This is a genomic window from Rhizobium bangladeshense (assembly GCF_001662075.1).
GTDB lineage: Bacteria > Pseudomonadota > Alphaproteobacteria > Rhizobiales > Rhizobiaceae > Rhizobium > Rhizobium bangladeshense_B.
On record NZ_LYPL01000001.1, the window covers coordinates 394,789 to 419,743 of the forward strand.

A 24,955-nucleotide genomic window follows, 5' to 3' on the forward strand; every position below is an offset into this window, starting at 1 on the left:
GGTGCCACATACGAAAAACTATTGCGTTCTGGATTATTCCCTCTGTCGGAAAGTTACGATAAAAGGCCGCGATCAATTCCTGCGGGGGACCCCCATGAACGAGTCCGAAAGCGAAATCCAGGCACGTCTTCTCGCCCAGGCGCTGCCCTTCATGCAGCGTTATGAAAACAAGACGATCGTCGTGAAATATGGCGGTCACGCCATGGGCAATCCCGAACTCGGCAAGGCCTTTGCCAGTGATATCGCGCTTCTGAAGCAGTCGGGCGTCAACCCGATCGTCGTTCACGGCGGCGGTCCGCAGATCGGCGCCATGCTGAACAAGATGGGCATTGAATCGAAGTTCGAAGGCGGGCTGCGCGTCACCGACCAGAAGACGGTCGAGATCGTCGAGATGGTGCTCGCCGGCTCGATCAACAAGGAAATCGTCGCGCTCATCAACCAGACCGGCGAATGGGCGATCGGCCTTTGCGGCAAGGACGGCAACATGGTCTTCGCCGAAAAGGCGCGCAAGACCATCAAGGATCCGGATTCCAACATCGAGCGCGTGCTCGATCTCGGTTTCGTCGGCGAGGTGGTCGAGGTCGACCGCACCCTGCTCGATCTGCTTGCCCGCTCGGAAATGATCCCGGTCATCGCCCCGGTCGCCCCCGGCCGCGACGGCGCGACCTATAATATCAACGCCGACACGTTCGCCGGCGCCATTGCCGGGGCGCTGAACGCCACCCGCCTGCTGTTCCTGACCGACGTGCCCGGCGTTCTCGACAAGAATGGCCAGATGATCAAGGAGCTTTCCGTCGCCGAAGCGCATGCGCTGATCGCCGACGGCACGATTTCCGGCGGCATGATCCCGAAGGTCGAGACCTGCATCGACGCGATCAAGGCCGGCGTCCAGGGCGTCGTCATCCTGAACGGCAAGACCGCCCATTCCGTCCTGCTCGAGATCTTCACCGAGCACGGCATTGGAACGCTGATCGTTCCCTGATCGAGGCTGCGCTCTTCACCGCGATTTCCCGGTTTCCTCGGCCGGGAAATTCGTAGTCAGGGCAGTTCTTTCCGGCGCGCACGCGCCTGGCTTTCCTTCTTGATCGGCCGGCCGACCGGGCAGACCTCCTGCACGAAGCCGTTGAGCGTATTGACGAGATTGTTCTCGATCAGGGAATAGTGCACGAACTGGCCCTGTTTCTCCCGTCTGATCAGTCCTGCAGTTTCCAGGATGGAAAGATGCTGCGAAACCGCTGGCTTCGACATGCTGAAGCGGTCGGCGATCTCGCCTGCGGTCAGCCCCGATGCCGAGAGGTAAGCGAGGATCTTCCGCCGCGGCGCGCTGGAAAGTGCGTGGAACACCCGCTGGGCGGCGCCGACGGAGCTGCTTTCTGAAATGTCGTCGAAAGTCTCGTCTTCCAAGTTCCGTCTCCATGCCGCGCGCCAAACCGTCGCCTCGCCATAATTAAGCAATTAATGTATTGCTTAATTATTCTCCTTGGCGCAAAGTAATTAGGTAATTGCTTAATTAATGGATTGGCGGGCGCTGTTCAACTGGAGAATAGGCCCGATGGGAGGAGTTTTGCATGCGCAGCATTTCCACCGGACGCATGATCGACAACAGCAGTGATCCCGTGAAGGGCCGCGTGGTCTGGATGCCCGCAAAGTCGATCTGGATCACCATGATGACCATGATTGCCATCGTGGGCGGACCGCTGACCTTCAGCTGGAGCGCTATGACCGTCTTTGTTCTATCGACCGCCATCACGATCTGCCTTGGTCATTCGGTCGGCATGCACCGGCTGCTGATTCACCGTTCATTCAGCGCCCCGATCTGGCTCGACCATTTACTCGTCTATCTCGGCACGCTGGTCGGCATGGCCGGTCCCTTCGGCATGATCTATGCCCACGACATTCGCGACTGGGCACAGCGGCAACGAGACTGCCATGACCTCTATGCCCATCGGCGATCGTTCTTCGTCGACGCCTTCTGGCAGATGCATTGCGCCGTGGCGCTCGACCAGCCGCCGCGCTTCGTCCTTGAAGAGCGTGAGCGGGGCGACCGCTTCTATCGCCTCCTGGAGGCGACATGGATGGCGCAGCAAATTCCCTTGGGACTTCTGCTCTTCACTCTCGGGGGGCTGCCGTGGCTGGTCTGGGGTATTGCTGTGCGGATCTCGGTGTCGCTGACCGGGCACTGGCTGGTCGGCCATTTCGCCCATCGCAACGGCCATCAAGGCTGGAGCGTCGATGACGTCGCAGTGCAGGGATATAATTTGCCGCGTTTCGGGCTGGTGACCTTCGGCGAGAGCTTCCACGGCAACCATCATGCCTTTCCGGAATCGGCCCGGCTCGGCATCGAGCCGGGACAGTTGGACCTCGGCTGGCATTTCATCCGGCTGCTGGCAGGGCTCGGCCTTGCTTCGGCGATCAAGCTCCCGCACACGATCGTTCCGAGGGATGGGTTGAGACGTGTTGAAATCTCCGGAGACGCTGGTGGGGCTCATCCTGTCGCACAGCATTGAGCGGTACCGCAAAATATAGCGCGGCGTTCGAGAGAGCCTCACCCTGAGGCGCTCCGGAGGGGCCTCGAAGGGCGGGGCGGGTGCGCTGGCGGTTGATGCATGCAAGGAGCATCGCTGCGGCGTGTCCTTGGAGGCTTCGCCTCTGCGCGCTACGCACCTCAGGATCAGGGAGGTCGGAGAATGCCGCGCCGGGGTGAGACGGCACAACATCGGCATGAGACACGTCGGAGGCCGTCGCGGGTCATCGTCCGCCTGCAGACCCACCGAAGCAGCGATATCGTATCCAAGAGGTCGCAAATTGCACGATCAAGCCTTGGCAAGGTTTCGAATCGTGCTTTAGGTTGCAGCCCGAAAAATAACTGGGTCGAGAAAACAGATGCGCCTTACAGACTGCTATAATTTTCACGATTTCCGGCGCATGGCCAAACGACGGCTTCCCGGGCCGATCTTCGATTATATCGACGGTGCGGCCGATGACGAGGTGACCTATCGGCGCAATACCGCGGCCTTCGAGGCTTGCGATCTGGTGCCCAACGTTTTGCGCGGGGTGGCCGACATCGATATGTCGGTGACCGTCATGGGGCAGAAGCTGGCGATGCCGGTCTATTGCTCGCCGACGGCGCTGCAGCGGCTGTTTCACCATCAGGGGGAGCGGGCGGTCGCCGCGGCAGCGGCCAAACACGGCACGATGTTCGGCGTCTCCTCGCTCGGCACGATCAGCCTGGAGGAAGCCCGTCAGATCAGCGCGGGGCCGCAGGTCTACCAGTTCTATTTCCACAAGGACCGTGGTCTCAACCACGAGATGATGGCGCGGGCGAAAAATGCCGGCGTGCAGGCAATGATGCTGACGGTCGACAGCATTACCGGCGGCAACCGCGAGCGCGACAAGCGCACCGGTTTTGCCATTCCCTTCAAGCTCAATCTTGCCGGCATGACCCAGTTCGCCATCAAGCCCTCCTGGGCGATCGACTGGCTGACGCATGAGCGCTTCCGGCTGCCGCAGCTCGAAAACCACGTCAAGATGGATGGCGGCGCCCTGTCGATCAGCCGCTACTTCACCGAAATGCTGGATCCCTCGATGTCGTGGGACGACGTGGCGGAGATGGTGCGCGCCTGGGGCGGGCATTTCTGCCTGAAGGGCATCATGTCGGTCGAAGACGCCAAACGCGCGGTCGAAATCGGCTGCACCGGCATCGTGCTGTCCAATCATGGCGGACGCCAGCTCGACGGCTCGCGCAGCGCCTTCGATCAGCTCGCCGAGATCGTCGATGCCGTCGGCGACCGGATCGACGTGATGATGGATGGCGGCGTGCAGCGCGGCACGCATGTTCTCAAAGCCTTGTCGCTGGGGGCGAAGGCCGTCGGGCTCGGCCGCTACTATCTCTTCCCGCTTGCGGCGGCCGGACGGCCCGGCGTCGAACGGGCGCTGGAGACGATGCGCACCGAGATCGAACGCGGCATGAAGCTGATGGGCTGCACCTCGGTCGACCAGCTGACGCGGAGCAATCTGCGCTTCCGTTCCTGAGCGAACGGGATGTCGGTTTCGGGCCGCAGCCTTTCATGCGGATGCGGCCCGCAAAGATCTCAGAGCAGGCTGTAAATCGCCGCCGCCTCCTGTTTCAGCTTGTCCATCATCGACCGGTAAGGCCCTGGCCCATAGCTGATGCGGCCGACGCCGAGCCGTGCCAGCGTTTTCACATCGGGGGCGCCCGCCCGCATCATGACATTGACCGGCAGCGACGATGTCGCGCAGATCTTTTCGATCAGATCCGGATCGATCAGGCCGGGCACGAAGAAGCCGTTGCCGCCGGCGGCCGCATAGGCCCTGCCCCGCTCGATCGCCTCGTCCACCAGACCGGGATGTTTTGCAAGATCGCTCTCGGCCAGGAAGAGGTCGGTGCGGGCGTTGATGAAGAAGGGGATGTCCTTGCCGTCGGCCATGGCGCGAATGGCGCGGATGCGGGCCGCCTGGCTCTCGATGGGATAAAGCCCCTCGCCGGCGACCACCCGATCCTCGAAATTGATGCCGATGGCGCCGACATCCAGCAGCGTGGCGACATTGGCGGCCGCCCCCTGAGGCTCCGCCGAGTACGCCCCTTCGAAATCGACCGAAAGCGGCAGGTCGACAGCATTGGCGATGGATTTCGCCGTCTCGATCAGCACCGACATCGGCAGTTTCTCGCCGTCGGCAAAGCCGTGGGCGGCGGCGACCGACCAGCTTCCCGTCGCAAGCGCCTTGGCGCCGGCATCGGCAACCGCCTTCGCCGTTCCGGCATCCCAGATATTGTAAAGGACGATCGGATTGCCCTTCTGGTGAAGCGCACCGAATGCTCGGGCCTTTTCAGTCTGGTTCATGCTGTCTCCTCCATCTTTGCCTTTGTGTTGATCTTTTCTTCATGGCGCAGCAGCCATTGCTTGCGCCAGAGCCCGCCGCCGTAGCCGGTCAGCGACCCGTCCGAGCCGAGGACACGATGGCAGGGCACGATGATGGCCAGCTGGTTGGCGCCATTGGCGCGGCCGACGGCCCGCACCAACTCCGGCCCTTGTATCTCCTTGGCAAGATCGCCATAGGCGCGCGTCTGACCGATTGGAATCTCCATCAGCTTTGCCCAGACATGTTTTTCGAAGGGCGTGCCGCCGAGCGCTAACGGCGTCCCGAAGACGCTAAGCCGCCCCTCGAAATAATCCCGGATCTCCGCCTCGACCTGATCGATGACAGGGGTGCGGCCGATCGCGACCGAGGAGCGGACGCGTTTCTGCAGCGCTTCGAGCTCGGCCGGCAGCGCCTTGCGATCGTGAAATTCGAGAAGATGCAGATGCGTCTTGTCGGCAACCGCGATCATCGGTCCGAGCGGCGTGTCGAACCGATCGGCAAAGAGCAGTTCGCGGTTCTGCGAAAGTGCCGGCGCCTTGCCGACGAGGCGCTGGAAAGCCGAGCGAAAGCCGCTCGGAGAACCGTATCCGGCGTCGATCTGCGCATCGATGACGCGCGCCCCGGCGGCGAGCTGTCTGGCCGCCTCGCCGAGCCGGATGTAACGGACGATATCGTGGAAGGTCATGCCGAGCGCCCGCTTGAAGGCGCGGCGCACGGTCGAGGGATCAAAGCCGCGGCGAACCAGCTCGTCTTCGCTCCAGCGAACCTCCGGCTCGTCGTCGATCCGGGCCAGCAAGGCGTCGACGATCGGCTCCCGGCCCGGCTGCTCCAGCGGCCTGCAGCGCCGGCAGGGACGAAAGCCGGAATGCATGCAGGCGGCGATCGTCTCGAAGAATAGGGTGTTTTCCCGCTTCGGCTTGCGCGCCGGGCAGGTCAGACGGCAGAAGACACCTGTCGTCTTCACGCAGACATAGGCCTGACCCTCGTAATCGGCGCTGCGCGCGATCAAGGCGTCATAAAGCGTATCATCGTCGGGGCGTTCGAACAGCATGTCCGCTTTCTAGCATCCCGCGCCTGCCGCGTCCGCCGAAAATCGGGCGTCTATTTCATTCCGCCGCGTCGAGGCTTTTGATATGCCGCTGCGGGCGCAGCATCGACTCCTCCTCGGCATCCTGTGGCGCGCCCCAGAAATTCTCGAGTGTCGGGCCATTCTTCAGGTGGCGGCGGCGGAAAAGAAATTCGAGAACCTCATGAAACCAGACGCGGCGACCCATCTGCGTGTACCAGCGCATGGAATGGCGCTGCTCGCGGTCGCGATGGAAGAGGATGCGCATCAGCGCCTTCGGCCGCGCCTGGACCGCAACCTCGATGAGCTTGACGCAGGCGATCAGAACGAACGGGTGGAGGTACCGCATCTTCAAGACCTGATGTTTGTAATCCCATTTGCGGATATCGATCTCGATCACTTGTCGGTCACGGGCGATACGGAAGAAGGGTGTCCAGCGATGCGGGGTGACGTAGAGCGCCTGGATCTGGTCGGGATCGTAGGAGAGCAATTGCCGGAATCCGCGCCAGAGATCGCTCAGCTTTTCTTCTTCGAAACCGACGACCCAGGTCGCCATCGAGAGAATATCGTGCTGGCGCAGGAGCCGGATTGCCTCCTTGTCGGTTGTTTTGGCTCCGCCCTTCTTGATCAGCGCCAGGGTTGCCTCATCGGTGTTTTCCATACCGAGCAGCCAGCGCACTACGCCGGCCTTGCGATAGAGATGCAGGATATCGGCGTCACGGACGATATCATCCGCGCGCGTCGAGCCGACGATCTGCACCGGCACGTTCTCGGCGATCATCGCTTCGAGGAAGGCCAGCCAGGCCTTGCGCGAGGAGGTCGGGTTCTCGTCCGCGAGATTGATGAGTTCGACGCCCTGTTCGCGATAGAGCCTGGCGATCTCGCGGGCAAACAGCTCCGGCGAGCGGTGACGCCAGCGGGTCCAGAAGCCGCGCTGGCCGCAATAATTGCAAAGATGCGGACAGCCGCGGGAGAACTGCATGACGACCGCCCGCTTACCACCCCAATAGCTGTAGCTGGCATGGTCGATCAGCTCCCAGCCGATGCGATAGGCATCGAGATCGGCGATTGCCTGCGCCGGCTGGGTTGCCTGGATTTTGCCGTGACCGTCGCGATAGGCGATGCCGGCAACGCCATCAAGCGGACGGTTGGCTGCCAGGGCATCGGCGAGACGCCGCATCGTTTCCTCGCCCTCGCCGCGCACGAGAATGTCGAATGCCTGGGTCTCGGCCAGCACCTCTCGCCAATGGTAGGTGGGAAACACGCCGCCATAGACGATGCCGATCGCGGAATCGCGGCGCTTCACCGCTTCGGCGATCGCGCGGGCCGTGGGGTGGGCGGAAGTCGAGCCGGAATGGCCGATCAGCATCAGATCCGGGCTGCTCGCCGTGATCCGATCGATGATGTCCACCATCGTCATCGGTCCGAACTCCGCATCGATGAGGCTGACATCATGACCGTCATCGATCAGCGGGCCTGCGACCGAGAGAAGGCCGAGTGGTGGAAGGTGATCATCGGGAATACGGCTGCCGATCGCCGTATGCGGCGGATTTATCAGAACGATCTTCATGCGACTTTACCCTTGCGGGTCCCCCTGTCTGACGCAGGTAGATAGTCACCAGCGATCCATGGCGATATTCAGCCAGAATCTCTTTAAAGTTGTGAAAATCCAGCGACATTTTTAAGAAGGCGGCGGGAAAGCGGATGGTCGAGCAAAAGCCTTTGGTTTCCCAAGGCAGCCATGCCATAAGACCGCCATGACAAAGATCGACCGCACCCCCGACAAAGCCGATTTCGACCACGTTACCGACTGGGTTTTCGACCTCGACAACACGCTCTATCCGCATCATATCAATCTCTTCGCGCAGATCGACAGGAACATGACCGCCTATGTCGCCGCGCTCTTACAGTTGGAGCGGGAAGAGGCGCGCAAGCTGCAGAAGCAATATTATCTCGAGCACGGCACGACGCTGCAGGGTCTGATGATCCATCATGGCATCGATCCGAACGACTTTCTCGAAAAGGCGCATGCAATCGATTATTCGGCGCTAATGCCGCAGCCGGAACTCGGGCAGGCGATCAAGGCGCTGCCGGGACGTAAATTCATCTTCACCAACGGCAGCGTCAAGCACGCCGAGATGACGGCAGCAGCGCTCGGCATTCTCGAGCATTTCGACGACATCTTCGACATCGTCGCCGCCGATTACGTGCCGAAACCGGCGCAGGCGACCTATGACAAGTTTGCGGCGCTGAAACGGGTCGACACCGGCAAGGCGGCGATGTTCGAGGATCTGCCGCGCAATCTGACTGTGCCGAAGGCGCTCGGCATGCAGACCGTGCTGCTGGTGCCGCGCAATCTGGAAGAGACGGTCGTCGAGTGGTGGGAAAAGACCAGCGGTGAGGAGGATCACATCGATTTCGTCACCGACGACCTCGTTGCATTCCTCGGCAAGGTGACCCGATCCGGCGGCTAGAGCTTTTCCGGTCACCTTACGAAAGATTCATCCAGCTTACCGATGTTTAACTGGGTCTTTTTAGCCCGCTGCCATAGCCTCTTTCGTCAAGGGACACGTTACGAAAGGGAAACACGATGTACCGCAACAAGCTGATACTGGCAGCGCTCTCCTCCGTCCTCGTTTTCGGCGCAGCCGCCGGGACAAGCTTTGCCGCACCCGGCAACGGGCCGCGTCCGCATCATGCCGGTATGGGCGGTCCGGGCCGCGACGCCTTCCTTGAGGTCACCTATGTCCGCATGCTCAAGGAGTTCGACGCGAACAAGGATGGCAAGGTCTCCAAGGAGGAAGCGACCAGCGGCCTCGACAAGATCTTCGCCGCGATCGACACGAACCATGACGGCTCGCTGACTCCAGGGGAAATCCGTCAGTACCGGCAGACGCAGCTGCAGGCGATGAAGGATCAGCACAAGCAGGAGGCCGGCGGCGAAAAGGACGCGAACGCGGCGCCCGACATGCCGGATAACGAGGCCGGGCGGCCGCCCCGTGACGGGCATGACGGCCATCACTGGATGCGCCATGGCGGCACCTTCATGCGCGCCTCGATGATGATGCGCCGGGCCGACACCGACGAGAACGGCCAGGTTTCCAAACAGGAAGCGGTCGCCGCCTTCGACAAGCTGTTCACCCGAATGGACCGCAACAAGGACGGCGTCATCTCGATCGACGACATGCCGGACCGGCCGCTCCTGTAAGGCTGGACGAACCATTGCTCCGCTCTCGCGATCGGGGCCTGCGCTTAGACCCTAGTGCTCGTAGAAATCCTGGACGATCTTCCATGCGGCGTCGGCCGTGTCGACGAAGCTGATCAGCTTGACGTCATCAGGCGCGATCGTGCCGAATTCGGCCAATGCCTCGAAATTGATGATGCTTCGCCAGAAGGCCTCGCCGAACAGGATCAGCGGCAGCCGCTCCATGCGGCCGGTCTGGATCAGCGTCAGGCATTCGAAGAATTCGTCGAGCGTTCCGAACCCACCGGGGAAGACCGCGATCGCCTTGGCGCGCACCATGAAATGCATCTTGCGAATGGCGAAATAGTGGAAGTTGAAGCTGAGCTCCGGCGTCACATAGGCGTTCGGCGCCTGCTCATGCGGCAGCACGATGTTGAGGCCGATCGAGGGTGCGCCCTCGTCGGCCGCGCCGCGATTGCCCGCCTCCATGACGCCGGGGCCGCCGCCGGTGACAATGACATATTCCTGGAAATCGAAGCTGGCCGAATATTTCGAGCAGAGCCGGGCAAATTTGCGGGCCTCGTCATAATAGACGGACGCCGCCTCCAGATTGACGCGCTGGATGTCGTTGCGCGCCGCCCAGGCGCTCTGGCCGGGGGCGGGAATGCGGGCGCCGCCGAACATGACGACGGTCGAGCGGATGCCGCGTTCCGTCAGCATCATCTCGGTCTTCAACAGTTCCAGCTGCAGGCGGATCGGCCGCAACTCCTCGCGGCAAAGGAAATCCTCGTCGACATAGGCAAGGCGATAGGCAGGCGACATCGTCTGCGGCGTCTTCGGCACGGCTTGCGCCCGCTGCCTGTCGGTCGAACTGCTTTTCAGCGGGTCCCATACGCCATCCTTGCGCCTCGAACCGCCGTTTCGTCCCTTCGCCATGTCGAAATGCCTTTCAGTACTGCCGGCCTTAGTGCCGGATATGTCGCTATAACGCCTTGAAACCAGATTGATCCTGCCCGAAAAATAATTCCATTCTACGGGCGCATGCTGTAGAGCAGGACACAATCCCGCCAACCGCAATTCCGGAGACTGCGCCGTCTCCACGATAAAGATCGAAGTTTAAGGAATTCCCATGAGCGCCACCGACCTCGCATCCCTCGAAAAGACCATCGAAGCCGCCTTCGACAATCGTGACAATGTGAACATGTCGACGAAGGGCGAGGTGCGCGATGCGGTCGAAGCAGCACTCGAGCTATTGGATGCCGGCAAGGTCCGCGTGGCGACCCGCGGCGCCGACGGCACCTGGACGGTCAATCAGTGGCTGAAGAAGGCGGTGCTCCTGTCCTTCCGCCTCAACGACATGGAGGTGGTCAAGGGCGGCTCGGGCAATTCCACCTGGTGGGACAAGGTTCCCTCGAAATTCGAAAACTGGGGCGAGAACCAGTTCCGCGCCGCGGGCTTCCGGGCCGTTCCCAACTGCGTCGTGCGCCGCTCGGCCTATATCGCGCCGAACGCCATCCTGATGCCCTCCTTCGTCAATCTCGGCGCCTATGTCGGCGAGGGCACGATGGTCGATACCTGGGCGACGGTCGGCTCCTGCGCACAGATCGGCAAGCATGTGCATCTCTCCGGTGGCGTCGGCATCGGCGGCGTGCTGGAGCCGATGCAGGCCGGCCCGACGATCATCGAGGATAATTGCTTCATCGGCGCCCGCTCCGAAGTGGTCGAGGGCTGCATCATCCGTGAAGGCTCCGTGCTCGGCATGGGCGTTTACATCGGCAAGTCGACCAAGATCGTCGACCGCGCCACCGGTGAAGTGATGTACGGCGAAGTGCCGCCCTATTCCGTCGTCGTCGCCGGTTCGATAGCCTCGGCCAAGGCGACGATGGCAAACGGCCTGCCGGCGCCGCATCTCTACTGCGCCGTCATCGTCAAGCGCGTCGACGAACAGACCCGCTCCAAGACCGGCATCAACGAGCTGCTCAGAGATTGATGACACCGGCACTTTGATCCGTTAAACAGACGGCGTCTTTTTACGCGAGGCGGCTCCGCCTTGCCATGTCTTTGCCATTCCCGCCGGATAGTTCGACGCCATGACCGCTACCGACCCCGTCGCCAATCTCCAGACGTTGATTCGCTGCCCGTCCGTGACGCCCGCCGAAGGCGGCGCGCTCACGGCGCTCGACGCCATGCTCGCGCCGCTCGGCTTTACCGTCGACAAGGTGACGGCGCGCGAAGAGGGAACGCCCGATATCGAGAACCTCTATGCTCGCCTCGGCAGCGAAGGCCCGCATCTGATGTTTGCCGGCCATACCGATGTCGTGCCGGTCGGCGACGAAGCCGCCTGGACACATCCGCCGTTTGCCGCCGAGATTTCAAAGGGCGAGCTCTTCGGCCGCGGCGCCGTCGACATGAAGGGCGGCATTGCCTGTTTCGTCGCCGCCGTCGCCCGCCATATCGAGAAGAACGGCGCGCCGGCCGGCTCGATTTCCTTGCTGATCACCGGCGACGAAGAAGGCCCGGCAATCAACGGCACCGTCAAGCTGCTGCAATGGGCCTCGGAGCGCGGCGAGCGCTGGGACGCCTGCCTGGTCGGCGAACCGACAAATCCCGACAGGCTCGGCGACATGATCAAGATCGGCCGACGCGGCTCGCTATCGGGCAGGATCACCGTGCATGGCGTGCAGGGCCATGCCGCCTATCCGCATCTGGCCGACAATCCGGTGCGCGGCATCGTCCAGCTGACGCAGGCGCTGATGGATCCGCCGTTCGACGGCGGCACCGACGATTTCCAGCCGTCGAACCTCGAAGTGACGACCGTCGATGTCGGCAATCCCGCCACGAACGTCATTCCGGCAAAGGCATCGGCAAGCTTCAACATCCGCTTCAACGACAGCTGGACCGTCGATACGCTGCGTGCGGAAATCTTGCGGCGGCTCGATGCCGCCGCCGGCAACGGCCAGCTGCGTCCGGGCCGGGAGCCGGTGAAATACGATATCGTCTGGGCCGACCGGCCGAGCCACGTCTTCCTCACCCGCAACAATGCTTTGATCGCCTCACTGTCTTCGGCCGTCGAAAGCGTCACCGGCCGGTCGCCAACGCTTTCGACCACCGGCGGCACGTCGGATGCCCGCTTCATCAAGGACTTTTGCCCGGTCGTCGAGTTCGGCCTGGTCGGTCAGACGATGCACATGGTCGACGAACGTGTCGCCGTTGCCGATCTGGAGACGCTGACGGCGATCTACGAGACCTTCATCGACCGCTGGTTCGCCCATGCCGGGTCTTAAGGAAGTCCAGTATTATCTGGCCGGCCTGTGGCTGCTGATCCGGATGGATCCGCGCGGCTTCCGCTTCCTCGATCTGTCGGAGCGCGGCGTCAACCGCTCGTTCTGGGCGATGGCCTGGTGCCTGCCGCCGATGGGCATTTCCTGGCTCTGGTGGCGACAGGCCTTCCTGCGGTCGATGCCGCCGGAAGCCGATGTCAATTTTGCCTTTTTTGTCAGGCTCGGCCTCGTCGAGGTCGCCAACTGGTTCGTACCGCTGGTCTTTGCCGGGCTGCTGCTGCTGGCCTTCCGCATGGGCGAGCGCTTCGCCCCCGTCGTCGTCAGCGTCAACTGGCTCGGCGTGCCGCTCTCCTATATCAACGGCCTGCTACTGGCGCTGGTGTTCTTCCTGCCCGGCACCGTCGGCCTCGTCTCGCTGCTGCTGCTCGCCTTTATGCTGGCGCAGGTCTTCGCGCTGGCGCGCATCCTCAGGATGATCTGCCATGATCAAGCGCTGATGGTCGGCGCGCTGACGCTGGTGCTGCTGGTGCCGTCGATGATTCTCTCGGAATATCTGCAGCACTTCCTCGGCATCTATCCCGCATGAGCCGGGGCCGAGGAGGCTCTACGATAGATCATCACCGTCATCGGTGTCAGTGAGCGGCCTGCGACGGTCGGTGATCACCTCGGGATAATCCACCTGCAGGAAATAAAGCCCGTCGGGCGGCGCCACCGGGCCGCAGGCCTTGCGGTTGCGCGCTTCGAGCGCCGCCTCGACATCGTCGGGCGTCCACTTGCCTTCGCCGGCGAGCTTGAGCGTGCCGGCGAAGGAACGGATCTGGTTGTGGAGGAAGCTCTGCGCGGTGGCGCGGATCTCGATCAGCGCGCCGCTGCGCGTCACGTCGAGCCGATCGAGGGTGCGCACCGGGCTGTTTGCCTGGCAATGGGCGGAGCGGAAGGTGGAGAAATCGTGCCTGCCCACCAGCCGCTGGGCGGCGGCGTGCATGACCTCGTGGTCGAGTGTCTTCGGCACCCACCAGGCCTTGCCGGCGTCGAGCGCCAGCGGCGCCCGGCGGCTGACGATACGGTAGAGATAATGGCGACGCAGCGCCGAGAAGCGGGCATCGAAGAATTCGGGAACCGCCTCGACGTCGAGAATGGAGACGCGCTCGCCGGCAAGCCTCAGATGCGCGTTCAGCGCATTCTGCAGCTGATAGGGCGACCATTCCTTCGAAAGATCGGCATGGATTACCTGTCCCATGGCGTGGACGCCGGAATCGGTGCGGCCGGCGCCGCGGACGGATACGGTCTCGCCGGTCAGCGACAGCACCGCCGCTTCGATCGCGCCCTGCACCGAAGGACCGTTCTCCTGCCGCTGCCAGCCGACATAGGGGCCGCCGTCATATTCGACGGTCATGCGGAAACGCGGCATCAGGAAAGCCTCGTGCCGGCGGCAAGCGGCATACCGCGGAGGAAATCCGCCGCGGCAAGCGGCTTGCCACCCGCCTTCTGCAGCTTGGTCAGCCGCACCGCGCCGGAAGCACAAGCGACGACAAGGTCGTCGGTCAGCAACTGGCCCGCAGCGCCCTCTCCCTCACCCAGTTCCGAGCCGAGCACCTTCACCCGCTCCGGCCTGCCGCCGATCTCGACTTCGAACCAGGCGCCCGGAAACGGCGCCAGGCCGCGGATATGGTTGTGCACATCCGGCGCCGGCCTAGCGAAATCGATGCGCGACTCGGCCTTGTCGATCTTGGCGGCATAAAGCACGCCGTCTTGCCGCTGCGGCGTCAGCGGCAGGTCGTTCATCTCCAGCTTCACCATGGCTTCCGCCATCGCCTTGGCGCCGACCTGCATCAGCCGGTCGTGCAATTCGCCAGCGGTCATGTTCGGGCCGATCTCGACCTCGCGGGTCAGGGCGACGGCGCCGGTATCGAGACCCTTGTCCATCTTCATCACCATCATGCCGGTCTTTTCATCGCCGGCCATGATCGCGCGCTGGATCGGCGCAGCGCCCCGCCAGCGCGGCAGCAGCGAGGCATGACCGTTATAGCAGCCGTTGCGGGTGCCGTTCAAAACCGCCTCCGGCAGCAGTAGCCCGTAGGCGACGACGACGGCGACATCGGCCTTCAACGCGGCAAACCTCTCGCGCTCCTCCGCATCCCTAAAATTGACCGGCGTGAAGACCGGGAGACCGAGCAGCTCGGCCGCCTGATGCACCGGCGATTTCTGCAGATCGAGTCCGCGCCGGCCACCCGGCCGCGGCGGCTGCGTATAGACGGCGACGATCCTGTGGCCGGCATCGACGAGCAGGCGCAGGGTCGGAACCGAGAACTCCGGGGTTCCCATGAAGATAATGCTAAGAGACATTCTATCTCGCCAATTGAGGATCAATCGTCTTCAAACGGGTTTACGAGCTTGAGATCAAGCCCCTCGAAATCTCGGGCGTTGCGGGTGGCGAGCGTGGCGCCGTTTGCAAGACAGATGGCGGCGATCATCGCGTCCTTGGTCTCCATCGGCCGTCCCGCCTTCCTGCGCTGCGCCGCCAGGAGGCCGTAACGATTGGCCGCGCTCAGGGAAAAACCGAGCACGCGGCCGGCAAATTCCGACTCGATCCTGTTGAAGTCGGATATCAATGTTGCCTTCCGCCTGCCGTCATCAAGAAGTTCAAAACCACAGCGCATTTCAGCGACGGCGATCGTCGTCAGGAAAAGCATCTCGACGTCGTAACCATCAAGCCAGCTCAAGATCCGCTCGCTATGGGTCCTCCCCTGCAACTCGGAAATCACGTTCGTATCGAGGACGATCATGTGTCGAAGCGCGGCGGTTGGCGGTCGTGTTCGTGACGAGATGCGGCGATAGCTTCCACCTCCTTATCGCTCAACTTTTCATCGCTCATCAGCGAGCGCAGGCGCTGCCCGGCGGAAGCCCCCGAACGCCCGACCGCAATCTGCCGGCGGATGATTTCAATCGCCTCTTCCGAAAGGCTGCGGCCATTACGCTGCGCGCTTTCCTGAAGTTGCCGCTTCATTGCGTCTGGAACATCGCGAATAAGCAGGTCACCCATTCGGCACCTCCATTATGATATCAACGATATCATAATGCTTCGTCGAATCATTTTCAACGCAACGCTCAGAGCGCCTTGGATTTCGCCGCCTTGGTGAACTTCTTGATCACCATCTCCCGCTTCAGCCGCGAGATATAATCGATGAACAGCACGCCGTTCAGATGGTCGATCTCGTGCTGCAGGCAGGTGGCGAGCAGGCCGTCGGCTTCCACGATCTGTTCCTTGCCGTTGCGGTCGAGATATTTGACCGAGACGAGAGCCGGGCGCTCGACCTCGGCATAATAATCAGGAATCGACAGGCAGCCTTCCTCATAGACCGAGCGTTCGTCAGAGGATTTGACGATCTCGGGGTTGATGAAGACCTGCGGCTGCTTTTCCTCGCCCTCGCGCGACACATCGATGACGAGCATGCGGCGCGGCACGCCGATCTGGATGGCGGCAAGGCCGATGCCCGGCGCGTCATACATGGTTTCCAGCATGTCGTCGGCAAGGCGCTGCAGGTCGGCGTCCACCCGCTCGATCGGCTGGGACAGCTGGCGGAGAATGGGATCGGGAAGAATGATGAGTGGCTTGATGGTCATGGGCGTTCCCATAACCCATCTTTTCTCACTATGGAATTATCCGGCGGGCGGGGAAGACGCTTTTTTGCATCCCCGCCCGGAATTTTGCCATATTCGCGTCAAGCCGCACGGCGGGCAGCCGTGACGGCGCGGCCTCCCGGCCGGGCGCGGAAATGCTGCAGCAGCTCGATCAGCTTGCCCACCTCATCGGTGAGGCGGCGGGTTTCCGCCGAGGTGCGTTCGACCATGCCGGAATTCTGCTGGGTGATTTCGCCCATGCTGCGGATTGCCACGCTGACCTCGTTGACGCCGGTTGCCTGATCGCGGGCGGCAGCAGCAATATCGGCGACGAAGCGGTTGATGATATCGATGCGGCTGATCATGTCGTTCAGCGCCTCGCCGGTGCTGGAGACGATGCCCACACCCTCGTTGACCTGCGTCGAGCTCTGCGAGATCAGGTTCTTGATCTCCTTGGCGGCTTCAGCCGTGCGCTGGGCGAGCTGGCGGACTTCCTGGGCGACGACGGCAAAACCCTTGCCGGCATCACCGGCGCGCGCCGCTTCGACGCCGGCATTCAGCGCCAGCAGATTGGTCTGGAAGGCGATCTCGTCGATGACGCCGATGATCTTGGAAATTTCGGTCGAGGATTTTTCGATGCCGGCCATCGCCGAGACGGCGCTGGTGACGAGTTCACCCGAATTCTTCGCCTTTTGCTGTGTCTCACGCACGGCGCCGGAAGCCTTTTCGGCATTGGCGGCGGTCTGGCCGACGCTGACGGAAAGCTGCTGAAGGGCCGCCGAGCTTTCCTCGACGCCTGCAGCCTGCTGGGCGGTGCGCAGCGCCAGGTCGTTCGTCGCATTGGAAATGACGTCGGCGCCGCTCATGATCTGGCCCGACGTGTCTCGCACGGATGCGAAAGACTGGCGAAGAGCGCTGACGGCGCGGTTGTAATGCTCGGCCATCTGCCTGAAATCACCCGACAGGTCGGATGGCAAAGTGGCTTCGAGATCGCCGTTCGACAGTGCTTCCAGGCCGCGGCGCAGCTGCTCCAGCGCGATGGCCTGGTCGGATTGCGCCTTGGCGCGCTCCTCTTCCAACGCACGGCGCTTGGCTTCCAGCGTCTCGAGATAGATCGAGATGGAATAATCCATGTCGAGCATGCCTGATTTGATGACGGCGGACAGCTTCTCGGCCAGCTGCCTGCCCTGCTGGCGCGCGAAGATCGACGGCCACTGCTTCTCCATGATGCCCTTGACGAGCTCGGACATGACGATGGCATAACCGCCGATATACCAGCGCGGCTCCAGCCCGATGCGGGCATGCGTGCGGCCGACGGCAGTTACGCCTTCGACATAGCGCTCATCAAACGTACCGCTTGCAAGATTGGCCCAATGATCCTGCTGCCGCTTCTTGGCATGGCCGACATCGCTCTTGTCCTTGAAGAAGCTCGAGACAGCGGGAGTCCTGGCGATCTTGGCGTAGAATTTATCGAGGGCGCCGCCGATCAGCTCGGCAATGACAGGGCGCAGCTCCCGCATCGACTTGCGCGCCGCCTCGTCCAGTTCGATGAAATCGAGACGCTGCTTGAGCGCGCTGTCGGTCTGCTGGGATGTCATGGGTATCTCTGTATTTGGCGCGACGGCGCGGGAGGGAATTCTGCGCCACAGCTTTTGGCGAATATGGTTGAGCAATCGTTAAATCCGGCCGCGATTTTCCGCGTTGGCCAGCAAGGCGCGGCGGTCCTGGAAGATATTGAGGATCGCCGATTTCGTTCACGTTTTGATCTATATCTTGCCGCATCTTCTGTTATGGTTGCGCCATGACCGTCACTTCCGAATCGCTCGCAGCTTCCGTCGCCTCGATCAGCCCGGCCATGCTGGCGCTGGCCGGCGGCGTTGTTGCAGCCCTCATCCTGCTGGTGATCGTCCTTTCTCTGCGCGCCGCCGGCCTTCGCCGCGAACAGGCGGAGGAGGCGGATCTGCGCGCCAGGGAAAGTGCTATGCGCATGGCCGAGCTTTTGAAAATCCAGGCGGAGATGCAGGGCCGCATCACGGCCATGGCCGAGGTCTTCGGCGCGCGGCAAAGCGAACTCAATCAGTCGATCAACCAACGCCTCGACGGCATGTCGCAGCGCATGAGCTCGACGATCACCGAGCAGACCAAATCGACGCATGAAAACCTGCAGCGGCTGCAGGAGCGGCTGGCGGTCATCGATGCGGCTCAGAACAATATCCAGTCGCTCGCCAAGGACGTCGTCGGGCTGCAGGCGATCCTTTCCAACAAGCAGACGCGCGGCGCCTTCGGCCAGTCGCGGATGGAGACGATCGTTGCCGACGGCCTGCCGATGGGCGCCTACGCCTTCCAGCAGACACTGTCCAACGGCTCGCGGCCGGACTGCACGATCCGCATGCCGAACGGCGCGCCGCCGCTCGTCATCGACGCGAAATTCCCGCTCGAGGCCTGGAACGCCATCCGCGACGCCGGCAGCCCCGAGGCTGCCAAGCTCGCCGGCCAGCAGTTCCGCCGCGACATGGAGATCCACATCCGGGATATTGCCGAGAAGTATCTGATCCAGGGAGAAACCCAGGATACCGCCTTTCTCTTCGTGCCGTCCGAATCGATCTTTGCCGAGCTCCACGAAAATTTCGAGCCGGTGGTGCAGAAGGCGCACCGGGCGCGCATCGTCATCGTCTCGCCGTCGCTGCTGATGCTGTCGATCCAGGTTATCCAGGCCGTGCTGAAGGACCAGCGCATGCGGGCACAGGCGCATCTGATCCAGGGCGAGGTGGCGCTGCTGATGGACGATCTCGGCCGCCTCGACGAGCGGGTGCGCAAGCTTCAGGGTCATTTCGCCATGGCGCAGAAGGATATCGACATGGTCGTCACATCAGCCGACAAGCTCACCAGACGCGGCGCCAAGATCGAAGCGCTGGAATTCGAGGCGGGCGGCGATATCAGGCCGGCTCGCGACGACGAGGCCCCAGCCAAATCGGTGGAAAGCCGCACCGGTCTTCTCAAGCTTCGGGTGGTTGACGAAGAGTGACCGCTTCGGGCAGTGTCTGCCCCGCATTTCGGATAAGAGTTGGAACATGGCGTCGCCGCGTGTTCCAAAGGACGGGACATCCTCATGATCACAGTTTTCGGGTCCATCAACATGGATCTCATCGCCACGACCGCGCGCCTGCCGAAGCCCGGCGAGACGGTCGCCGGCAACGGATTTGCCACGGCCGCCGGCGGCAAGGGCGCCAATCAGGCGCTGGCAGCCCGCCGCGCCGGCCGCTATGTGCATATGGCCGGCGCCGTCGGCAAGGATGGTTTTGCCGCCGACGCGCTCGCCCTGCTCGATGACGCCGGAACCGACCTCTCCCTGGTCAAGCATGTCGACGGCCCCACAGGCACGGCGCTGATCCTCGTCGGCGGCGATGGCGAGAACATGATCGCCGTGGTCCCCGGCGCCAATGGCCTGGTAACAGCTGGCGATGCCGAGACGGCGGTCGGCTGGATGAACGAAGGCGATATCCTGATGCTGCAGCTCGAAGTACCGGTCGATGCCGTCGAACGTGCACTGTCGGCTGCCCGCGCCAAGGGCATCACCAGCATCCTCAACCTCGCGCCGCTGATCCCCGATGCGCCGCGTCTCGGGCGCCTGGCCGATATCGTCATCGCCAACGAAACCGAGTTCGAGCGGCTCGCCGGGCAGGACGGCATGGACGCCGAAGCACGCGAGGCAGCCCTTCACCGCCTGCACCAGGAGACCGGCCAGACGCTGATCGTCACACTCGGCGGCGATGGCGTCATCGCCATCCGCGACGGGGTCATTTCCAGGGCGCAAGGCCTGAAAATCGATCCTGTCGATACGGTGGGGGCGGGAGACACCTTCTGCGGTTATTTCGCCGCAAGCCTCGACGACGGCCTCGATTTTGCCTCGGCGCTGCGCCGCGCGGCCGTCGCCGGTTCGCTCGCATGCCTCAAAGCGGGTGCGCAGCCATCGATCCCGTCAAGCAAGGACGTCGCGGACAGAATATAGTTTCGGTATCTTTGCGAAGCCGCCGAGAAAACCATTAGTTTTGAGGGAGTTTCTGCGGTTTTCCTTGCCGACGTGCCCGCCGACCGGCGGCCGCCTCGGATCGAGGCTGACGTCCGTGCCGGCATTGCGCGTGTTCAGGCAGCAGAAGATCAGCGCGTGCCCGAGCTAGCCACCCGGGCGGACAATCACGATCTGATTGTCGCGCGTCGCCGGTATCCAGAGCGTGCCGGCCGCGCCGTCGACGGAGAAATCGGCAGGGCCATGAATGTCCCGCTCCAACCGGATTTCGCCGGTCGGAGCGCCATTGACCGAGAAGAGGATCAGCGCTCCAGGAACCGGGCGATCGACCGCCTTCCAATCCGAGACCGCCAGGCGCCCATCCGGCAGCGTCGCCAGTCCGTCGAACAGGCCATGCGGCGACTGTTCGAGGCGGCTTGCCTTGCCGCTCTCGTCAATGGCGAAAATATCGCCGCCGCCGAAATTCTTGCCGATTCCCGCCACGAGCGCGCGCCCGCTTTGCGGCTCGACGGTGATCCCGTTCGCGCCGGGAATGCCGCTGGCGAGCTCGGCGATGCTGCCGGCCTTCGGGTCGAGCCGATAAACGGCGTTGCGCAGGCTATCGGTCAGCAGCAATTGCCCGCCCGCGGTCGCGACGACATCGTTCGCGAGTGCTGGCTCTTCTCCCGGAAGGCGTTGCTCGAAGACGCGCGCCCCGCTCGTAAGGTCGAAACCGACGACGCGGTCGATATCGGCGACATAGAGCCGGCCGCCAATCGCAGCCATGCCCTTCGGCGCATCGAGCGTCTCGCCGGCGGGCGGGAAAGCTCGCAGCGTCACGATCTTGCCGTCGGCGGAAACCTCGGAGATGAAGCCGTCGCCGTCCTTCGCCATGGGATCGAGCGCCTTCCCGATATTCGAGACGAAGCGGCGATCGGCGACGGTCAGGACGCTCTCGGGTGACTGAAACCCATCGATAACAGTGACGACCTTCGCCGTCTCCTCGGCGGAGGCATTGGTCGGGGTGCTGGTCGCTACAAAGATCGCCGCCGCCGTGGCCTGCAGCACCTTCCTGGAAATCATCCGTCTCATAAGCTCACTCCTGTTGCGGAGTGGCTAGATTTGCGGGAAAGCAGCGCCTCATAGCACCCCCTTCGACCGGAGATGAACCCGTTTCGGTCAATCCATCATTTTCGCAGCCATGCCCATCGGATAAAGTCATGCGCATGGACATCGGGAAGGCATCACAACAAGCGCTCTCTTCCGCACTGCTGGAGGGATTGGCACGGTTTCGAGCGGCGGGCACCGGGGGCAGTCTCGCGCATGGCGAGAACCTGTTTTCCTATTGTGCCCTGGCCAAGGAACGTCTGATCGCCATCGAACTTCCGCATCCGATCCTGGGCGTTGTCGTCTCCGGGGCCAAGGAAGTCTGGCGCGGCATGAACGGCTCTGCGCTTTGCGCCGGCTCGCTGTTTGTCCTGCCAGCAAAGACGAAAATGGACATCCTCAATCTGCCGGACGAGAGCCACGGCTTCTATCAGTCGTTGATCCTCGAAGTGCCGGACGTTTCGACCCTGCTCGAGGCCAGCGTTCGGTCGACGATTGCCGACCGTCGCAGGGCTGTCGTCGAGCCCCTTCAAGTCGAGCTGACGCCACATCTGGTCGATGCCGTGATTCATGCCGCCTCGGCGATCGCCGATGGCCCCGCGCACTCCTCCGTGCGGCGCTCGCGGCTGACCGAACTTCTCGCGCTCCTCCATGGCGATCCGGCAGCGCGTCCCATGTTCGACGTGTCGATCACGGGGCGCGTGCTTGGGCTGATCACCAGCGACCTCTCCCGTGACTGGCGGGCGCCCGAGGTTGCGAGGATGATTGGCCTGTCGGAATCCACCATGCGCCGGCGACTAGCGGAGGAAGGTATCTCTTTCGCCAAACTGTTGCGGCGCGAAAGGATGTTGGCGGCGCGGCATTTGATGGCGCAGCGCGAGAGCGCGCAAACCGCCGCCATCGCGGTGGGCTATGCATCGAGGGCCCATTTCGCAAAGCACTTCAGGGCGGCATTCGGCTCCAACCCCAGCACGCTCCGTCATTCCGACCTGATGCTCAACGGGTAGCCGACAAGCTCGACGTGTAGATCGCGGGCGGAGACCGCGATCGCCGGTTCGCTTGCATGCCTCAAATCGGGAGCGCAGCCATCGATCCGGTCAAGCAAGGACGTCGCGGACAGAATATAGTTTCAGTCTCTTTGCGAAGCCGCCGAGAAAACCCATTGGTTTTGAGGGAATTTCTGCGGTTTTCCTTGCCTCGACCATTCGAGTTTCATTCAAATTTAAGGTATTTCCGGCGATCTTCCTCGTGGTCGCCGGCGCCCTTCGTTCTTGCAGCCGGCCGCCAGTTCAAAGTGCTGCAACGCCCCGTGGCGTCCTGAAAGACGCACGCCGTTGCAGGCGGCTGCTCCATGACGGGGCGATGCCTTCGCTCCTATCGCCGGAGAATGCCCGTTCGGCGTATCCTTGCCCGAGGACCCCATGTCTATTTTTCGCATGAAATCGCTTGCGGCGAAACTTCTCGTCATCACCGGCATCGCTATCGCGCTTGTTCTCATCGTCTCGAACCTTTTCCTCATCGGCCAGACACGGGATCGTGTCCAGACGCTGACGATGGATCAGGCCAGCCTCGAGGCAAAATCGATCGCCAACGAAATCGCCGCCAATGTCGGCGAACTCGCCAGTGCCGCGCGCACCATGTCGGGCGTGATCGGCCGCGGCCATGAGGGCAAGTCGCTCGACCGCAAGGGCATGATCAATGTGCTGAAAGCCAATCTCGAGCAGAACGCCTTCGCCTTCGGCAGCTGGTTCTGCGAGCAGCTCGGCGCGCTCGACGGCAAGACCACCGAGATCGCCAACAATAATGACGAAGGCACGAACAAGAACGGCGCCTTCACGCCCTACTGGTCGAAGACCAAGGATGGCGGTGTCCAATACTCAACCTTCGACAATGATTATACCGCCGAATGGTGGAAGCTCGCCGCCGACAGCGGCAAGGGCGCGATCACCACGCCTTACCTTGCCGAGGGAACGGATGTCCCGACGCTGCTGACCTCGATCGCCTATCCCGTTACGGCGGGCGGCAAGATGATCGGTCTCGCCGGTGTCGACATTTCGCTGAAGTCGCTCACCGACAAGCTGCAGGCGCTGCATCCTTTCGGCTCCGGCCGCGTGACGCTGCTGTCGCAGGCCGGCAATTGGATCGTCGCGCCGATCCCCGACCTGATGACCAAGCAATATGACGGCGAAGGCGCCGAGGTCGTCAAGGCGGCGCTGTCGAACAAAGAGCCCGGCCTCGTCAGGAACCTGACCTATGACGGCCTCGATCCCTTCGATCGCGTCGTCTATCCCTTCGCCGTTCCCGGCGTCAACGCCACCTGGGTCGTGCTCGTCGATGTCCCGCACACCGCGATCAACGCGCCGGTCAAAGACCAGACCTACATGATGATCATCAACGGGCTCATCGTGCTCGGCGCGGTCATGCTGGCGCTCTATTTCGCCGTCCGTTCGCTCGTGCAGCGGCCGCTCGGCGGGCTGGTCGCCAGCGTCAAGGCCCTGAGCGACGGCCATTACGAGCAGCCGCTCGCAGCCCAGGATCGGAGCGACGAGGTCGGTTCGGTCGCCAAGGCGCTCGAAGGCTTCCGCTTTGCGCTCGCCGATGCCAAGCGCCTCGAAGACGAGGCTGCCAGAGAGCGGCAGGCGGCGGAGGCCGAACGCGGCCGCTCGGAATCGGAACGCCAGGAATCGGTGTCGCAGCAGCGCCGTATCGTCTCGATCGTCGGCGCCGGCCTTTCCGAGCTGTCGCGCGGCAATCTCGGCCACCGCATCACCGACGACTTCCCCGGCGAATACGGCAAGTTGAAGCAGGATTTCAACGCGGCGCTTGCAAGCCTCGAAGAGACCATCAACACAATGACCCTCAGCGTCGCCAATATCGGTTCGGGCACCGGCGAGATCAGCAACAGCGCCTCCGACCTCGCCAAGCGCACCGAACAGCAGGCAGCCAGCCTGGAAGAGACGGCGGCCGCGCTCAACGAGCTCACCGCTCAGGTCGATTCCAGCGCCGAGAATGCGCGCACGGCGGCCGACAACGTCAGCCTCGCCTGCCAGGATGCCGAAAGATCCGGCGAGGTGGTGCAGAGGGCGATCGCCTCGATGCAGGGGATCGAACAGTCTTCGACCGAGGTCTCGCGGATCATCGGCGTCATCGACGAAATCGCCTTCCAGACCAATCTGCTGGCGCTGAATGCCGGCGTCGAGGCGGCGCGGGCCGGGGAAGCCGGCAAGGGTTTTGCCGTGGTCGCCCAGGAAGTGCGCGAACTCGCGCAGCGTTCGGCCAACGCCGCCAAGGAGATCAAGACGCTGATCAACACCTCCGCCGTCCAGGTCAAGGAGGGCGTCGATCTCGTCGGGCGTGCCGGCGGCGCGCTGCACAAGATCGCCGAACAGGTGATGGGCATCAACGACCTCATCCGGCAGATCTCGGCCTCGGCGAGCGAGCAGGCCGTCGGGCTGAAGGAAATCAACCAGGCCATGAACCAGATGGACCAGGTGACGCAGCAGAACGCGGCGATGGTCGAGGAAGCGACCGCCGCCAGCGTGGCGCTCAACGACGAGGCGCAGACGCTGAAGGCGCTCGCCACACGCTTCCGCGTCTCCGGTTCGGGCAACGCCGCTCAGCTCACCGCCGTCGCCCAGCAGATGCGGGCGCCGGCTGCCCCAGCCGCTTCGCCTCGGGCCGCCGCCCCGGCAGGCCGCCGACCGGCCACGCCGTCGCGCGGTTCCGCCGCCGTGGCGCAGGATAGCTGGGAAGAGTTCTGATCGTTCCGTTCCGTCCTATGATGAAAAAAGGCGCCTGCGAAATCAGGC

The 24,955-nt window shown here is 62.9% G+C and carries 25 protein-coding genes; 12 read left to right on the forward strand and 13 right to left on the reverse strand.

All coding sequences use genetic code 11. The features are described 5' to 3' along the window. Positions 1-94 precede the first annotated feature (94 nt). Positions 95-982, forward strand: coding sequence for an acetylglutamate kinase (gene argB, locus A7X77_RS01930; RefSeq protein ID WP_064681328.1), 888 nt, complete (start codon positions 95-97; stop codon positions 980-982). Positions 983-1,038: 56 nt separating this feature from the next. Here argB and A7X77_RS01935 read toward each other — a convergent pair whose 3' ends face one another. Beyond that, complete coding sequence (locus tag A7X77_RS01935) at positions 1,039-1,404, reverse strand: metalloregulator ArsR/SmtB family transcription factor (protein WP_064681329.1); 366 nt, start codon at positions 1,402-1,404, stop codon at positions 1,039-1,041. 164 nt (positions 1,405-1,568) lie between these two features. Here A7X77_RS01935 and A7X77_RS01940 point away from each other — a divergent pair, with 164 nt between their 5' ends. Beyond that, entirely contained in the window at positions 1,569-2,507 is a 939-nt protein-coding gene (locus A7X77_RS01940; protein ID WP_064681330.1) for a fatty acid desaturase, read from the forward strand. Between the two features lie 376 nt (positions 2,508-2,883). After that, entirely contained in the window at positions 2,884-4,032 is a 1,149-nt protein-coding gene (locus A7X77_RS01945; RefSeq protein ID WP_038686558.1) for an alpha-hydroxy acid oxidase, read from the forward strand. A 59-nt stretch (positions 4,033-4,091) separates the two neighbouring features. On the opposite strand, the gene A7X77_RS01950 is transcribed toward A7X77_RS01945, so the two are convergent. From A7X77_RS01950 to A7X77_RS33355, 4 genes are read right to left on the reverse strand one after another with little or no spacing between them, the layout of a single operon-like run. Next, positions 4,092-4,862: an isocitrate lyase/PEP mutase family protein gene (locus A7X77_RS01950; RefSeq protein WP_064681331.1), complete on the reverse strand. Its 771-nt coding sequence runs from the start codon at positions 4,860-4,862 to the stop codon at positions 4,092-4,094. Then, positions 4,859-5,932, reverse strand: coding sequence for a bifunctional transcriptional activator/DNA repair enzyme AdaA (locus tag A7X77_RS01955; protein ID WP_064681332.1), 1,074 nt, complete (start codon positions 5,930-5,932; stop codon positions 4,859-4,861). The genes A7X77_RS01950 and A7X77_RS01955 overlap by 4 nt, the downstream gene beginning before the upstream one ends. A 55-nt stretch (positions 5,933-5,987) precedes the next feature. Next, positions 5,988-7,517: a magnesium-protoporphyrin IX monomethyl ester anaerobic oxidative cyclase gene (gene bchE, locus A7X77_RS01960; protein ID WP_064681333.1), complete on the reverse strand. Its 1,530-nt coding sequence runs from the start codon at positions 7,515-7,517 to the stop codon at positions 5,988-5,990. Next, positions 7,459-7,695 carry a hypothetical protein gene (locus A7X77_RS33355; protein WP_197486773.1) on the reverse strand — a complete coding sequence of 79 codons (237 nt, stop codon included), beginning with the start codon at positions 7,693-7,695 and terminating at the stop codon, positions 7,459-7,461. Before A7X77_RS33355 ends, bchE begins: the two co-directional genes overlap by 59 nt. 9 nt (positions 7,696-7,704) lie before the next feature. Here A7X77_RS33355 and A7X77_RS01965 point away from each other — a divergent pair, with 9 nt between their 5' ends. Together A7X77_RS01965 and A7X77_RS01970 are read left to right on the forward strand one after the other, a co-directional pair. Further along, positions 7,705-8,421 (forward strand): pyrimidine 5'-nucleotidase, encoded by a 717-nt coding sequence (locus A7X77_RS01965; protein WP_064681334.1) that lies wholly within the window; start codon positions 7,705-7,707, stop codon positions 8,419-8,421. A gap of 116 nt (positions 8,422-8,537) precedes the next feature. Beyond that, the gene (locus A7X77_RS01970) at positions 8,538-9,155 is read left to right on the forward strand and encodes an EF-hand domain-containing protein (RefSeq protein ID WP_064681335.1); all 618 of its coding nucleotides are present in this window, start codon (positions 8,538-8,540) and stop codon (positions 9,153-9,155) included. 51 nt (positions 9,156-9,206) lie between these two features. Here A7X77_RS01970 and A7X77_RS01975 read toward each other — a convergent pair whose 3' ends face one another. Beyond that, complete coding sequence (locus tag A7X77_RS01975; RefSeq protein WP_010031366.1) at positions 9,207-10,067, reverse strand: LOG family protein; 861 nt, start codon at positions 10,065-10,067, stop codon at positions 9,207-9,209. Between the two features lie 193 nt (positions 10,068-10,260). On the opposite strand from A7X77_RS01975, the gene dapD reads away from it, so the two are divergent. From dapD to A7X77_RS01990, 3 genes are all read left to right on the forward strand, one after another. Continuing rightward, a complete protein-coding gene (gene dapD / locus A7X77_RS01980) occupies positions 10,261-11,121 on the forward strand; it encodes a 2,3,4,5-tetrahydropyridine-2,6-dicarboxylate N-succinyltransferase (protein WP_064681336.1) in 861 nt (286 codons plus the stop codon). A gap of 100 nt (positions 11,122-11,221) precedes the next feature. Beyond that, entirely contained in the window at positions 11,222-12,415 is a 1,194-nt protein-coding gene (gene dapE / locus A7X77_RS01985; RefSeq protein WP_064681337.1) for a succinyl-diaminopimelate desuccinylase, read from the forward strand. Then, positions 12,402-12,998, forward strand: coding sequence for a hypothetical protein (locus A7X77_RS01990; protein WP_064681338.1), 597 nt, complete (start codon positions 12,402-12,404; stop codon positions 12,996-12,998). The genes dapE and A7X77_RS01990 overlap by 14 nt, the downstream gene beginning before the upstream one ends. 18 nt (positions 12,999-13,016) lie before the next feature. On the opposite strand, the gene truA is transcribed toward A7X77_RS01990, so the two are convergent. From truA to A7X77_RS02020, 6 genes are all read right to left on the reverse strand, one after another. After that, entirely contained in the window at positions 13,017-13,823 is an 807-nt protein-coding gene (truA, locus tag A7X77_RS01995; protein ID WP_064681339.1) for a tRNA pseudouridine(38-40) synthase TruA, read from the reverse strand. Beyond that, positions 13,823-14,758, reverse strand: a complete 936-nt coding sequence (gene fmt, locus A7X77_RS02000; protein WP_064681340.1) for a methionyl-tRNA formyltransferase — start codon at positions 14,756-14,758, stop codon at positions 13,823-13,825. The genes truA and fmt overlap by 1 nt, the downstream gene beginning before the upstream one ends. 20 nt (positions 14,759-14,778) lie before the next feature. Beyond that, positions 14,779-15,198: a type II toxin-antitoxin system VapC family toxin gene (locus A7X77_RS02005; protein WP_064681341.1), complete on the reverse strand. Its 420-nt coding sequence runs from the start codon at positions 15,196-15,198 to the stop codon at positions 14,779-14,781. After that, on the reverse strand, positions 15,195-15,455 hold the full coding sequence (locus tag A7X77_RS02010; protein WP_064681342.1) for a FitA-like ribbon-helix-helix domain-containing protein: 261 nt from the start codon (positions 15,453-15,455) through the stop codon (positions 15,195-15,197). The genes A7X77_RS02005 and A7X77_RS02010 overlap by 4 nt, the downstream gene beginning before the upstream one ends. A gap of 65 nt (positions 15,456-15,520) precedes the next feature. Further along, a complete protein-coding gene (gene def, locus A7X77_RS02015; RefSeq protein ID WP_064681684.1) occupies positions 15,521-16,036 on the reverse strand; it encodes a peptide deformylase in 516 nt (171 codons plus the stop codon). A gap of 98 nt (positions 16,037-16,134) precedes the next feature. Beyond that, positions 16,135-17,631, reverse strand: coding sequence for a globin-coupled sensor protein (locus A7X77_RS02020; RefSeq protein WP_064681685.1), 1,497 nt, complete (start codon positions 17,629-17,631; stop codon positions 16,135-16,137). Between the two features lie 203 nt (positions 17,632-17,834). Between A7X77_RS02020 and A7X77_RS02025 the strand changes: the two genes are divergently transcribed. Beyond that, entirely contained in the window at positions 17,835-19,058 is a 1,224-nt protein-coding gene (locus A7X77_RS02025) for a DNA recombination protein RmuC (protein ID WP_064681343.1), read from the forward strand. A gap of 84 nt (positions 19,059-19,142) precedes the next feature. Next, entirely contained in the window at positions 19,143-20,042 is a 900-nt protein-coding gene (locus A7X77_RS02030; protein ID WP_064681686.1) for a ribokinase, read from the forward strand. Between the two features lie 165 nt (positions 20,043-20,207). Here the strand turns inward: A7X77_RS02030 and A7X77_RS02035 are convergent, their stop codons facing one another. Beyond that, a complete protein-coding gene (locus A7X77_RS02035) occupies positions 20,208-21,131 on the reverse strand; it encodes an SMP-30/gluconolactonase/LRE family protein (RefSeq protein ID WP_156668070.1) in 924 nt (307 codons plus the stop codon). Between the two features lie 128 nt (positions 21,132-21,259). On the opposite strand from A7X77_RS02035, the gene A7X77_RS02040 reads away from it, so the two are divergent. After that, positions 21,260-22,153 (forward strand): helix-turn-helix transcriptional regulator, encoded by an 894-nt coding sequence (locus A7X77_RS02040; protein ID WP_082928746.1) that lies wholly within the window; start codon positions 21,260-21,262, stop codon positions 22,151-22,153. 414 nt (positions 22,154-22,567) lie between these two features. Beyond that, positions 22,568-24,907, forward strand: coding sequence for a methyl-accepting chemotaxis protein (locus tag A7X77_RS02045; protein ID WP_064681345.1), 2,340 nt, complete (start codon positions 22,568-22,570; stop codon positions 24,905-24,907). The last annotated feature ends 48 nt before the right edge of the window (positions 24,908-24,955 follow it).